Source organism: Antarctobacter sp., assembly GCF_965277915.1.
Classification (GTDB): domain Bacteria; phylum Pseudomonadota; class Alphaproteobacteria; order Rhodobacterales; family Rhodobacteraceae; genus Antarctobacter.
In genome coordinates this window covers 227,517-239,615 of record NZ_OZ255849.1, presented here as the reverse complement: position 1 = coordinate 239,615, position 12,099 = coordinate 227,517, and the positions used below count along the sequence as shown (strand labels likewise).

10 protein-coding genes are annotated in these 12,099 nt (G+C 64.6%); 3 read left to right on the top strand and 7 right to left on the bottom strand.

Annotated elements, in window-relative coordinates:
- Positions 1–303: 303 nt before the first annotated feature.
- From ACQY5B_RS02075 to ACQY5B_RS02050, 6 genes are read right to left on the bottom strand one after another with little or no spacing between them, the layout of a single operon-like run.
- Entirely contained in the window at positions 304–1,977 is a 1,674-nt protein-coding gene (locus tag ACQY5B_RS02075; protein ID WP_420326588.1) for an ABC transporter ATP-binding protein, read from the bottom strand.
- 3 nt (positions 1,978–1,980) lie between these two features.
- Positions 1,981–2,808 (bottom strand): metallophosphoesterase family protein, encoded by an 828-nt coding sequence (locus ACQY5B_RS02070; RefSeq protein WP_420326589.1) that lies wholly within the window; start codon positions 2,806–2,808, stop codon positions 1,981–1,983.
- 57 nt (positions 2,809–2,865) lie between these two features.
- Positions 2,866–4,416, bottom strand: coding sequence for an ABC transporter substrate-binding protein (locus ACQY5B_RS02065; protein ID WP_420326590.1), 1,551 nt, complete (start codon positions 4,414–4,416; stop codon positions 2,866–2,868).
- Between the two features lie 46 nt (positions 4,417–4,462).
- The gene (locus ACQY5B_RS02060; RefSeq protein WP_420326591.1) at positions 4,463–5,347 is read right to left on the bottom strand and encodes an ABC transporter permease; all 885 of its coding nucleotides are present in this window, start codon (positions 5,345–5,347) and stop codon (positions 4,463–4,465) included.
- 4 nt (positions 5,348–5,351) lie between these two features.
- A complete protein-coding gene (locus tag ACQY5B_RS02055; protein WP_420326592.1) occupies positions 5,352–6,278 on the bottom strand; it encodes an ABC transporter permease in 927 nt (308 codons plus the stop codon).
- Positions 6,275–7,027: an HAD-IIA family hydrolase gene (locus ACQY5B_RS02050; protein ID WP_420326593.1), complete on the bottom strand. Its 753-nt coding sequence runs from the start codon at positions 7,025–7,027 to the stop codon at positions 6,275–6,277. The genes ACQY5B_RS02055 and ACQY5B_RS02050 overlap by 4 nt, the downstream gene beginning before the upstream one ends.
- Before the next feature lie 186 nt (positions 7,028–7,213).
- Here ACQY5B_RS02050 and ACQY5B_RS02045 point away from each other — a divergent pair, with 186 nt between their 5' ends.
- The gene (locus tag ACQY5B_RS02045) at positions 7,214–8,086 is read left to right on the top strand and encodes a LysR substrate-binding domain-containing protein (protein WP_420326594.1); all 873 of its coding nucleotides are present in this window, start codon (positions 7,214–7,216) and stop codon (positions 8,084–8,086) included.
- A gap of 271 nt (positions 8,087–8,357) precedes the next feature.
- Here ACQY5B_RS02045 and ACQY5B_RS02040 read toward each other — a convergent pair whose 3' ends face one another.
- Positions 8,358–9,362, bottom strand: coding sequence for a 1-aminocyclopropane-1-carboxylate deaminase/D-cysteine desulfhydrase (locus tag ACQY5B_RS02040; protein WP_420326595.1), 1,005 nt, complete (start codon positions 9,360–9,362; stop codon positions 8,358–8,360).
- 187 nt (positions 9,363–9,549) lie between these two features.
- Between ACQY5B_RS02040 and ACQY5B_RS02035 the strand changes: the two genes are divergently transcribed.
- Together ACQY5B_RS02035 and ACQY5B_RS02030 are read left to right on the top strand one after the other, a co-directional pair.
- Positions 9,550–11,409 carry an ABC transporter ATP-binding protein gene (locus tag ACQY5B_RS02035; protein WP_420326596.1) on the top strand — a complete coding sequence of 620 codons (1,860 nt, stop codon included), beginning with the start codon at positions 9,550–9,552 and terminating at the stop codon, positions 11,407–11,409.
- Positions 11,406–12,098 carry an SDR family NAD(P)-dependent oxidoreductase gene (locus ACQY5B_RS02030; RefSeq protein WP_420326597.1) on the top strand — a complete coding sequence of 231 codons (693 nt, stop codon included), beginning with the start codon at positions 11,406–11,408 and terminating at the stop codon, positions 12,096–12,098. Before ACQY5B_RS02035 ends, ACQY5B_RS02030 begins: the two co-directional genes overlap by 4 nt.
- The last annotated feature ends 1 nt before the right edge of the window (position 12,099 follow it).

Sequence of the window (12,099 nt, the reverse complement as noted above, 5' to 3'; positions counted from 1 at the left end):
AATACTAGTATTCCAGACATTTATGAGATCAGGCGACGCGCAGAGGGCCCGGAACATTGCTCGCTGCTCCGGCATTCGTGAGAACCGGGTTCCAAACAGGCCGAAGGTCAGTTCTTCACCAACTGGCGCGCAGCAATGCGTCAAACGCCAGAAAAGTACTGCCTTCGGACCCGCCTGCGCCGCGACCACGTCAAGAGGGATGCGGGCTCGCCGCCGGCGTAAACTTGCGCCCGGTCGTGTGGCCGCAAGACGCAGGCACCTCCCGCTTCCCCGGTTGGCGCCGCTTACGTCTTCGAGGGAAATCTATCCACGAGAGAAGACCAGAGCATCGCTCGGAGGCACATGACCAATGCCGCGGGATGGCCCAGATGGAAAGGGACTGGGCACGGCAGATAGCAGGCCCTTCGTGTAGGGATGGCGGGGCGATCGCAGCACTTGCGCGGTCTCGCCCATTTCGACAACCTCGCCCCGGTACATGACCGCGATCCGGTGGCTGACACGTTCGACGACGGCGATGTCGTGCGAGATGAACAAGAATGCGATGCCCAACCTGTCCTGAAGATCCTGCATCAGCGTCGTGACCCGGGCGGCGGTCGAGACGTCAAGCGCGGATACGGCTTCGTCTGCGACGATCACCTTTGGCGAGACGGACAGCGCGCGTGCAAGGCAGAGCCTCTGGCGCTGGCCGCCCGAGAACTGGTGCGGATAGCGGTCGGCAGCCGAGGCATCAAGCGTCACCATGTCCAGCAGATCAGCCGCCAGTTTCGTGCGGGCGGCCCCCTGCAGGCCGCTGTGCAGATAGGCCGGTTCGGTGATCAGATCGCGGACTTTCATGCGGGGATTGAGGCTGGCGAATGGGTCCTGAAACACCATCTGTACGTTCGCCCGGGCCTGTTGCAGGGCCTGTGCGTCAAGTTCGGTGATCTCCCTGCCGTCCAGGATCACCCGGCCGGCATCCGGCTCGATCAGGCGCATGAGGGCGCGCGACAGGGTGGACTTGCCACAGCCGGACTCCCCCACGAGCCCCAAAGTCTCTCCGGGGCGGATCTCGAACGACACGTCCTTGACCGCGGGCACCTTGACCTTCGGCTTCAGGAATCCGCCGCTGCGGGCAAAGCTTTTTGACAGGCCTTCGACCTTCAGTACCGGCGCCACGGACGGAACCTGCGGTCTCAAGGGCGACTGGCCCAGCTTGGGCGTCGCCGCCATGAGATCGCGCGCGTATTGCGACTGGGGCGCATTGAAGAGGGTCCTGGTATGGGCGACCTCCTCGGTGTTGCCGTGCCGCATGACGACCACACGATCGGCGACTTCCGCCACCACGCCCATGTCATGGGTGATGAACAGGATTGCCATGCCGATTTCCCGTTGCAGGCTTTTCAGCAGCTTCAGCACCTCGGCCTGCGTGGTGACGTCCAGCGCGGTTGTCGGCTCGTCGGCGATAAGCACGTCCGGGCGGCAAGCCAGAGCAATGGCAATCATCACCCGCTGCCGCAACCCGCCGGACAGTTCGTGCGGATACTGGTCCAGCCGGCGCGCCGGATCCGGGATACGCACCTGGTCCAGCGCGCGTTCCCCGGCAATGCGGGCCTCGGCCCGTCTCAGCCCTTGGTGACGGCGCAGCACCTCGCCCAGTTGCTCGCCGATCCGCATGACCGGATTCAGCGAGGTCATCGGCTCCTGGAAGATCATCGAGACGCGGTTGCCCCGATACGCCTGCATGGCGCGGTCGGACAATTGCGCCAGGTCGACCGGCACCTGCGCACCCAACCGGATCTGCCCGGACGAAATGCGCCCGCCCTCGCGTTCGATCAGGCGCATCACCGACAGCGCGGTGGCCGATTTTCCGGAGCCGGACTCACCGACCAGCGCCAGCGTTTCCCCGGCGTGAATGTCGAAGGACAGATCGCGCACGGCGGTATGACTGCCAAAGGCGACCGAGAGCGATTTTACGGAAAGGACGGGAGCATCAAGCATGGGTCAGAACCGCCCCATCGGGGGCGTCCAGCGCCCTGCTGTCGGTGTGATGCGCGCCTCGAACGGATCCTTGCCGAAGACTTGCCAATGCACCGTGTCCGACAGCTCCAGCATCCCCCATGCACCGGCGGGGGTGCCCTGGGTGGTAAAGCTTTCGGTGAGGCTCTGCTGGGTCAGATGGGTGATGCCGTTGACCGTGGTTACCGTGTTCCAGTGGACGTGTCCGGCGATGCAGACCACCGGCACGCACGCCTGTGCCAGCGCCTGCCGGACACGCGGGCTTTCGGGGTAGCGTGAGACCTCTTCGTTGCGTTCGAACCAGTAGTTCCCGGTCTGACCATGTCCGGACACAGGCACATGGCTGGCCACGAGGGTCGGTTTCTCCGCAGCCTGCATGGTGCGCGACAGCCAGAGCAGGTCGCTTTCCGGCAGGGTGAAGCGGTGGAGGCTTTCGCTGCGGGTGATCTTGGGGTCGGCGCGCCACAGGGCAATTTGCCAGTCACCGCAATCCAGAAGCTGGTTCTGCAGGCTTTGTCCAAGGATATCCTCGTTCTGGGCGGTGCTCAGGTAGTCCCGGTCATGGTTGCCGTTGACGTGATGCACCGGGGCCTTGACCGCCTTGAAGGCCTCGGCCACCTCGGACTCCAGCCGCAGGTCGGTTTCCTCGTCGACGTCGGAAATGCGATCGCCCAGATCAAGCACGAGATCGGGCGCTTCGGCATTGGCCCAGTCTGCGAATTCGGCCATCAGCGCGAGCGCGGCATCCCCGCGTTTGCTCTGGGCCGGCTCGCCGTGGTGAATGTCGGTGACGATGGCGATGCGAAGGGTCATGTGTCTGGTCCTGAAGGGAGGGGTGGCGCGCCCCGGTCAGGGACGCGCCGGAACGGTTCAGCTGTCGGCAAGCGCGATGGCGCCGGAGCGGAAGTCCAGCACGTAGGGGATGTGGCCGGGCTGCGGCGCCCAGTCGATGCCCTTGTTCATGCCCCAGCTTTCGAAAGGACGGTACAGCGGCAGGACCGGCGGATCCTGCTTGATGCGGTCCATCAGCTCGGCATAGGCGGCCTTGCGCTCTTCGATGTCCTTGGAAAAGCGGAAGCGTTCCCAGATCGCGGCATATTCCGCATCGGTGTTGAAACGGCCGGACCCCTCGGACGGACCATTGGGCGCCCACATCACCCCGAACGAGCCGAAGGGGTCGGCAAAATACATCGGGTTCGACCAGCTGCGCGCCATCAGGTCGGGGCTTGCGCCCGTCCAGGTTTCGGTCACGTTCACGCGGCCCTTGATGCCGACCTCGGCCCACATCTCGGTGATGGCCTGCGCGGCCAGAACACCGTTGGTGTAGTAGACCGGGTAGGCGTCAAAGACGATTTCCTCGCCGTCGTAGGAGGATTCCGCCAGCAGCTCGCGCGCCTTTTCCGGGTTGTATTCAAAGGTGTTGAGCTCGGGCATGTGCAGCTCGCCCATCTCTTTCATCGTGTGGGTCGAGGGCACGATCGCCTTGCCCAGCCACAGCGCCTCGTTCAGCAGGTCGCGGTCGATCGCCATCGACATGGCCTGGCGGATCTTGGGGTCGACCAGGTTGGGGTGGTTCACGTTCATGATCATGACGTGGAAGAGCGCCGTGGCCGAACCTTCGGTCTTGAGGTTCGGATCGGCGTTGATCAGGTCCAGCTGATCGGGTGCGATGTTGGTGACGATATCCGCCTCGCCGGTTTTCAGCGCGGTGATGCGGCTAGCGGTTTCGGGGATGCGGATGACGGTGGCCTGTTCCAGCGGCGCACGGTCGCCCCAGAACTCATCAAAGCGCGAGTAGACGACCTTTTGCCCCGGGACGAATTCCGAGATCGCGTAGGGGCCGGTGCCGACGGGCGCCAGCGAGAAGGCCTCGAAATCGCCGTCTTCGGCCACTTCGGGATCGCCGGTCAGCGCCTTGGTGTAGTCCTCGGGGATGATCATGACCTGTTGCAGCGAAACCAGCGTTTCCCACAGCGGTTCGGGGCGTTCGACCTTGATCTGAACGGTATAGTCGTCGATCTTCACCGCCTCGGCAAAGTTCGCCAGGCGGTCCTTGGAGCGCACGACATAGGGGGCAAAGGTCGCCTGGTACATCCGGTTCAGGGAAAAGACCACGTCATCGGCGGTCATGTCTTCGCCGTTGTGGAACTTGACGCCCTCGCGCAGCTTCAGCTCCATCGTGGTGTCGTCCACAAGTTTCCACTCGGTGGCCAGCGCGGGCACCCATTCCGGTTCCAGCTTGGAATGGTCGCGATCGATCAGCGTGTCGAAGCTGTTGTAGTAGAACTGCGAGCCCACGTTCGAATGGTCGCGGCCCGGATCGAGGTAGTCCGAGATATTGGCCGCGCCGACGGTGATCGACTGGGCAAGGGCCGAGCCAGCCAGGAGCGTGGCGGCGGTGGTCATCAGAAGGGTCTTCATGGGTTTCTCCATTGAGGAAGTTTGAAGGGCGTCTTCGGCCTCTTGGTTAGCGGTCGCGCAGGCGGACATCGGCGCGGTCACGCAGCCAATCGCCAAGGATCTGCACGGAAAAGGTGACGAGGATGATCAGCACGGCGGGCGCGATCACCATCCAGGGGGCGGTGGGCATGTAATCGCGGCCATAGCCGACCATGCTGCCCAGCGTGGCGGTGGGCGGCTGCACTCCAAGGCCCAGGAAGGACAGCGTCGATTCAAGGATCACGATGTTGGACAGCGACAGGGTGAACTGCACCACCAGCGGCGAGACAATGTTCGGCAGCACATGGGTCAGCGCGATGTACCGCTGCCCGCCGCCCGAAGCGCGCGCCGCCTCGATGAAGGGCAGTTCGGTGATCTTGCGCACCTCGGCACGCACGATGCGGGCGTATTGTTCCCATCCCGCGATGCCCAGCACGCAGATCATGACGGTCAAAGACGACCCGAAGAGCGCCAGGATCAGCAGCGCCAGCAGGGTGAAAGGCACGGCGATCTGCAGATCGACGGCGGCCATGATCGCGTCTTCGGCCCAGCCGCGGCGCAACCCGGCGAACAGGCCCAGCGTGCCGCCGATCAGCAGGCCGATGGTCGCCCCCGCCAGAGCCAGCCCAAGGGTCAGTTGCAGACCGTGCAGGCTGCGCGAGAGGACGTCGCGGCCCAGTTCGTCGGTGCCCAGGTAGAACCCGTCCTTGTAACGCTCGAACCCCAGCGGCGGGCGCAGGCGAGAGATCAGGCTTTGGGCCAGCGGATCGAACGGGGCGATCAGCGGCGCCAGCAGCGCCATCAGGACCAGGGCCAGACCGATCAGGGCCGCCGCCTTCTGGATGACATTGCTGTCGCGCCAAAGCGTCAGTGGTAGAGAGGTGCTCGACGGGATGTGGGTGGTGACGGTCATGGCTTTATCCTTTCGCCATGCGGATCCGCGGATCCGCGACGACATAGGCGATGTCGGTGAGGGCATTGATGACGACCACGGCGAAGGCGACGGAGATCACTCCGAACTGCAGCACCGGGTAGTCCCGCATGATGGCGGCCGAGACGAGCAGTTCTCCGATGCCGGGCCAGCTGAAGATGGCCTCGACCACCACGTTGCCCGCCGCGGCCATGCCGGCGATCTGCAGGCCCAGCACCGACAGAACGGTGACACCCGCGTTGCGCAGCCCGTGTTTCAGGATCACGACGGTTTCCGGCAGCCCCTTGGCGCGGGCAGTGCGCATGAAATCCTGCCCCAGCACGTCCAGCATGGCGTTGCGGGTGAAACGGGTCAGCGCCGCGATCAGAACCCCGGACATGGCGATGGTGGGCATGATGAAATGCCAGGGCGTGCCGTTGCCCACCACCGGCAACCAGTTGAGAGAGAAGGCAAAGATCAGCACCATGAAGGTGGCGATGACGAAATTGGGCACCGCGTAGCCGATAAAGGCCAGCCCCATGACCGCGCTGCCGATCCAACTGTCGCGCCACAGCGCCGCGACCACGCCCAGCGGAACGGACACCACCAACGTCAGCGCCAGCGCGCTGCCCAACAGTTGCAGCGTGGGCCAGATACGTTCGGCAACGATGTCGGCGACCGGACGGCGCTCGATGAAGGACAGGCCAAAGTTGCCCTCGAACACGCCGCGCAGATAGGCGAGATATTGATACCAGATCGATCGATCCAGCCCAAAATACTCGATCATCAGGGCACGGTCTTCCTCGGCCAGGCCGTCGCCAAGCGCGGTGTCCAGCGGGCTGCCCGACATCCGCGTGGCAAAGAAGACAAGGGTGATGATGGCGAAGAGGGTCAGCACCATCTTCAGCAGGGTGCGCAGGATATAGAGTGTCATTCCGGGGCTCCTGTACGGCGAAGCTGGACAAAGCGGGTGCCGACCGCCCGCGCGACGGCGCCGTCCGTGTCCGGGTTGTCCCCGACAAAGACGGCCTCTGCGGCGGCGACACCGGTGCACGACAGCGCCAAGGCGGCGAGGTGAGGGTGCGGTTTTCCGATGCTTTGGAAATTCAGTTCCGACAGCATGGCGCGCAGCGCGGCCAGCAGCGCGCCGGTTTCGGCGATGGGCTGGCCAGCGTGGCCGGGGTGCGCTGTGTCGGTATTGGAGACCCAGAAGACCGCGCCGCCCCGAACCAGGGCCGCCACTGTATTCAGCCTCTCCAGTGAAAGTTGCGTGTCGCGGCACAAGAGCACTAGGTCAGCGGCCTCGGACGTCAGGACGAAACCAAGCCGCCGGGCCTCCAACTCCATCGCGGCGCTGGCAAACAATGCCAGACGCGCCCCGGGATGCAGGCGTGCCAGATGCGCCAAAGTCTGCTGGCCCGCCAGCAAGATCCGGTTGGCCGGTACGTTCAGCCCAAGCGTCGCCAGGTGCGTGCTCAGGTCTGCCGCGCAATGGGTCGAATTGTTGGACACCAGCCACAGCCGCTGTCCGCAGCTGGCCACGAAGGTGACGGCGTCGCTGTAGGCCCGCCCTTCCGAAACAAGACAGCCATCGAGATCGCACAGCACAAGGCGGTCCTGCGCGACCAGGTCAGGCGAAAGCTGGCTGGATATCTGGTTGTTTACGGTCAGTACTGAGGCCACGGGCAAAGGCTCCCTGGGCCTCGGCGCTGGAAGCGCCGAGGCGGTTTGGTGTGGGGACAAGATTTCGTTCAGGTTCGAGTGCGACCGTTTCCGGCCTCGGCGGCACATCTGCCTGCCGGCCGTGACATGGCTGTGACAAAGCAAAGCTATGCTTTGAGAAAATCATAATCTCGCTTTGGAGCGCCCATGACTATTTCCCTTCGCACCCTCGAAGCGCTCCGTTCAGTGGCCGAATCCGGCTCTTACGCTGCGGCCGCGCGACAGTTGAACGTCACCCAGCCGGGAATCTCGCAGCAGGTGCGCAAGCTGGAAGAGGACTACGGCGTGGTGCTTTTCGTACGCGAAAAGGGAAAGCTGCACCCGACGCCCTTGTGCGAAAGGCTCTGCGATGCGGCCGAGCGCGTGATCACCGAGTATGAATCGCTTGAGCAGATGCTGCGGCGTCACGGGTCGCTGACCAAGGGAGAACTGTCCGTGGGGCTGGGCAACGCGATGCCCGGCATGTCGGTGATCGCCGCTTTCAACAAGGCCTATCCGCATATCGCCTTGCAGGTCACCACCGGGTCACATGACAAGATCATGCGGCAGGTCATCAACCACACCGTCGACGTGGGAATCCTGCCAGAGGTTCCCAAGGACGGACGGTTCCGCCGCAAACCCCTGTTGAAGAACAATGTCGTCGCCATCGTGACCCCGTCACACCCCCTGGTCCACGCAGATGCGGTCACATGTGAAGAACTGCTTCGCCACCGGCTGATCTTTCGAACGACCGGGTCGTCGACCCAGAAGGTTCTGGACCGCTATTTTCGGCGCCACGATGTGTCCCCGGTGCCTTTCCTGACCCTCGACAACCGGGATGGGGTCTACGAGGCCGTGGTCAATGGCATGGGCGTCGGTTTCGTCTGGAGGACGGGCACGGGCCGCAATGAGGATGTGAAACAACTCAGCTTGCTCGGAGCAGACACATCAAGCGCGGAGGTGGTCTTTGCCCCGGCCGAACGCAAGATGGAGACGCTGAATGCGCTCTTCGGACTGATCGACGGCATCGAATTGCGATAGCGTTGGCAAGCGACGCGGAACCGACTGAACGGGATTTGGGGCCAGCGCGTTATCATGTAACGGCAGCATTTGTCTCGCCGAGCAAAACTCGGCGCGGTTTGACCTGGCCCCGCGAAATTCCTCACCGTGATGTGGGGTCCGCGCCAAACTGATGTGTTCCCCGATGCCGGACCACCGGCAGTTACGGCGCCTGTACGCCAGGCGCCGGTCCTGCATCAAAGAGTAAACCGGAACACTCAGGTGGGTCTGATCACCAGGGCGCAGGCACCTGTCACGCGCTGACGTCGGCCGTCAGTTGGTCGCTGAAGGGGAACAGCGCAGGGGTGCCGCCGCAATGCACGAACAATACATCCGATCCCTGTTCGATGGCGCCGCGCTGCGCGAGATCAATGATCCCGGCCATCGCCTTGCCGGTGTAGACAGGGTCTAAGAGCACGCCCTCGGCATGACCGGTCCGCAAGATGGCCGCGTTGCCCTGCTCGGAGGGGATGGAATAACCCGGTCCGACATAGTCATTTTCGATCCGCAGATCCTCGGGCGTGAACCGCTGCTCCAGGTCCAGCAAATCGGCCGCGTCGTTGGCCATGACGGCGATCCGCTCGGCGAACGGCACGGCGGTTCCGGTCACGGCGATACCAAGCACCTTGGTCTCCGGCCACCAGATCGAACAGCCGACGACCATGCCCGCCAGCGTGCCGCCCGATCCGACCGGCGCACAGATGTAGTCCGGCGCCTTGCGGCCCGTTGCGGCGTATTGTTCCGACAATTCGCGGATCGCGTTCACATAACCCATCGCGCCCAGTGCGCTGGCCCCGCCCAGCGGGATGATGTAGGGCCTCTCGCCGCGTTCCTCTGCGGCGTCGGCATGGGCCTGCATCCGCGGATTGATCTGCTCGAAATAGGCATCCGGGTCCAGGAAATCGACCTCGGCCCCCAGGATGTGATCCAAAAGCAGGTTGCCCTGCCAGGCGTCTGGACGGTTGCCGCGCAGCACAAGGATCGGCTTCATGCCGAATTTTCGGGCAGCCGCGGCTGTCATCCGCGCATGGTTCGATTGGTGCCCGCCGGTCGTGATGACCACCTGAACGCCGCGCGCCACCGCATCCGCCATCAGGAATTCCAGCTTGCGCACCTTGTTGCCACCACCGCCGAAGCCCGTGAAATCATCGCGTTTCACTGAAAGCGAGACGCCCAGTTCCGCGCTCAGGCGGGGCAGGTCCTCGACCGGGGTGGGCAGGAATCCCAGCGACAGCCGGGGCAGTTCATCGAGTTTCATGCTCGGTCCTTTCTCTTGATTGGCCCGCCGGGGCGAGTTTCCCCTTGCGTGATCGGACCTCTCTTGTCACGATATATGATATATCCTGAACGGCAACCCCTCGTTTTCCCGGTTCGCGCCACTCGGCGCTCCCTTCCGGAACGGCGGGCAAGCCGCTACGCTTGAACCGATCGAAACGGACCGCGCCATGACCGAACCTGTCTTCTCCGTCTCCGGACTCGAGGTCGCCTTTCGCGGCCGCTCCGGCTGGACCCCGGTGGTCCACGACATGTCGATGCAGATCGCGCGGGGCGAAACGCTGGCCCTCGTGGGGGAAAGCGGGTCGGGGAAAAGCGTCACCTCGCTGGCCTCGATGCGCCTGCTCGACCCGGAGACAAGCCGCATCAGGGGCAAGATCCTGCTGGAAGGCCGCGACCTGCTGGCGCTGTCGGAGCCGCAGATGCGCGGCGTGCGCGGCAACGACATGGCAATGATCTTCCAGGAGCCGATGACCTCGCTGAACCCCTCGATGAAGATCGGCGAACAGATCGCCGAGGTTCTGGAGGCGCACCAGGGCATGGACCGCAAGGCCGCCCTGGCCGAGACGCAGCGCCTGCTGGAACGGGTGCGCATTCCGGCGGCGCGGCAACGGATGGGCGAATACCCGCACCAGTCCTCGGGCGGGATGCGCCAGCGGTTCATGATCGCGATGGCGCTGGCCTGCCGCCCGCGCCTGCTGATCGCGGACGAACCTACGACGGCACTGGATGTGACGATCCAGGCGCAGATCCTTGAATTGATCAAGGTGCTGCAGGAAGAAGAGGACATGGCCGTTCTTTTCATCACCCATGATATGGGCGTGGTGGCCGAGGTCGCTGACCGAACCATCGTCATGTACCGCGGACGTGCCGTGGAACAGGGCCCGACAGAGGCGCTGTTCGCCGCACCGGAACAGCCCTACACCCGCGCGCTGCTGTCCGCGGTGCCCCGTCTGGGGTCGATGACCGGCAGCCGTCAGCCCGCGCGCTTTCCCCTGGTCGAGGCCGAAACCGGCATTCCCCTTCCCGCCCGCCCGGTCGAAGCGCGCGTGGATGACAGCATTGCCCCCCTGTTGCAGGTGCGCGGCCTGACCACGCGCTATGCCACCGGCGGCGGCTTCTTGGGCCGGGGCGCGGGGCGCGTCCACGCGGTCGAGGGCATCGATTTCGACATTCACCCCGGCGAGACCCTGGCCCTAGTGGGTGAATCCGGCTGCGGAAAATCCTCCGCCGGGCGGTCTATTTTGGGGCTGACCCCGGCGCAGGGCGGATCGGTCAAGCTGGAAGGCGACGAACTTCTGGGCCTGTCGCGCCGCGCCATCCGCCCCTACCGACGCAAGATGCAGATGATCTTTCAGGATCCTTTTGCCAGCCTCGATCCCCGGTTCCGCATCGGGGATGCCATCGCCGAACCGATGCTGACCCACGGACTGGTCTCGCGTGCCGAGGCGCCAGCGCGCGTGGCGGACCTGCTGGAAAAGGTCGGGCTGAAAGGCGACATGGCGCGGCGCTATCCCAACGAGTTTTCAGGCGGTCAACGCCAGCGCCTTTGTATCGCCCGCGCGCTTGGCATGACGCCCAGCCTGATCGTCGCGGACGAGGCCGTGTCCGCGCTTGATGTCTCGATCAAGGCGCAGGTGATCAACCTGATGCTGGACCTGCAGGAAGAGATGGGCCTGTCCTACCTCTTCATCAGTCACGACATGGCGGTGGTGGAGCGGATGAGCCACCGCGTCGCGGTCATGTACCTTGGCGAGATCGTAGAAATCGGCCCACGCGCCGCGATCTTCGAGACCCCGCAGCATCCCTACACCCGCCGCCTGCTGTCGGCCGTGCCGGTGCCAGACCCGGCGCGCAGGGACGTGCGGCGCGGGCTGGACGTGCGCGAACTGAAAAGCCCGGTGCGCCCGCTGGACTATCAGCCGCCAAAACGCGAATGGCGCGAGGTTTCGCCGGGGCATCGCGTCCAGGTGCCCGGCCCGGAATGGGCTGGCGAGATCGCCGAGCAGGCGGCGGGCATCCCGGCATGAGCCGCCCCGTCGTGATGATTTCCGGCGCCAGCCGGGGCATCGGCGCGGCCATCGCCGCCGAGATGCAATCCGCCGGATGGGCCTTGAGCCTGGGCCTGCGCGATCCGGCCAGCAGCCCCCTGCCCGCCTCGAACCACGTTCTGACCTGCCGCTACGACGCCACCGACCCGGACAGCGAAAGAACCTGGACCGCCGCGACGCAGGCGCGTTTTGGCCGGCTGGACGGGCTTGTGCTGAACGCCGGCATCCACAGTGCCCATTCGGTGCTGGAGGCCAGCGAGGCCGAGTTCGACCGGCTGTTCGACGTCAATGTGAAATCCCCGATGCGCCTGTCGCAACTGGCCTGGCCCCTGCTCGAACGAGGCCCGGGCCGGATCGTCACCATCGCCTCGCTCTCTGGCAAGCGCGTGAAATCGCCGGGTTCGGGCCTGTATGCCATGTCGAAATTCGCGCTTGTCGGGTTGACCCATGCCTTGCGGCAAGCCGGCAAGGACAGCCGTGTGCGGGCCACCGCGATCTGTCCCAGCTTCGTGGCCACGGACATGGGCCGCGCCGCATCGGGCACCGATGGCAGCGACAAGACCCGCCCCGAGGACATTGCCCGCATCACCCGCACCGTGTTGGAATTGCCCGCCTCTGCCAGCGTGGCCGAAATCCCCGTCCACTGGGGGGTCGAGGATTGTTTCTGAC

Bases quoted from the DNA above. Each gene is read 5' to 3' on its own strand.
- ACQY5B_RS02070 (WP_420326589.1), bottom strand. From the start codon at position 2,808: ATGACCCTTCGCATCGCCATCGTCACCGACATTCACCACGGCGAGCCG.
- ACQY5B_RS02075 (WP_420326588.1), bottom strand. From the start codon at position 1,977: ATGCTTGATGCTCCCGTCCTTTCCGTAAAATCGCTCTCGGTCGCCTTT.
- ACQY5B_RS02040 (WP_420326595.1), bottom strand. From the start codon at position 9,362: ATGAAACTCGATGAACTGCCCCGGCTGTCGCTGGGATTCCTGCCCACC.
- ACQY5B_RS02060 (WP_420326591.1), bottom strand. From the start codon at position 5,347: ATGACCGTCACCACCCACATCCCGTCGAGCACCTCTCTACCACTGACG.
- ACQY5B_RS02045 (WP_420326594.1), top strand. From the start codon at position 7,214: ATGACTATTTCCCTTCGCACCCTCGAAGCGCTCCGTTCAGTGGCCGAA.
- ACQY5B_RS02030 (WP_420326597.1), top strand. From the start codon at position 11,406: ATGAGCCGCCCCGTCGTGATGATTTCCGGCGCCAGCCGGGGCATCGGC.
- ACQY5B_RS02055 (WP_420326592.1), bottom strand. From the start codon at position 6,278: ATGACACTCTATATCCTGCGCACCCTGCTGAAGATGGTGCTGACCCTC.
- ACQY5B_RS02065 (WP_420326590.1), bottom strand. From the start codon at position 4,416: ATGAAGACCCTTCTGATGACCACCGCCGCCACGCTCCTGGCTGGCTCG.
- ACQY5B_RS02035 (WP_420326596.1), top strand. From the start codon at position 9,550: ATGACCGAACCTGTCTTCTCCGTCTCCGGACTCGAGGTCGCCTTTCGC.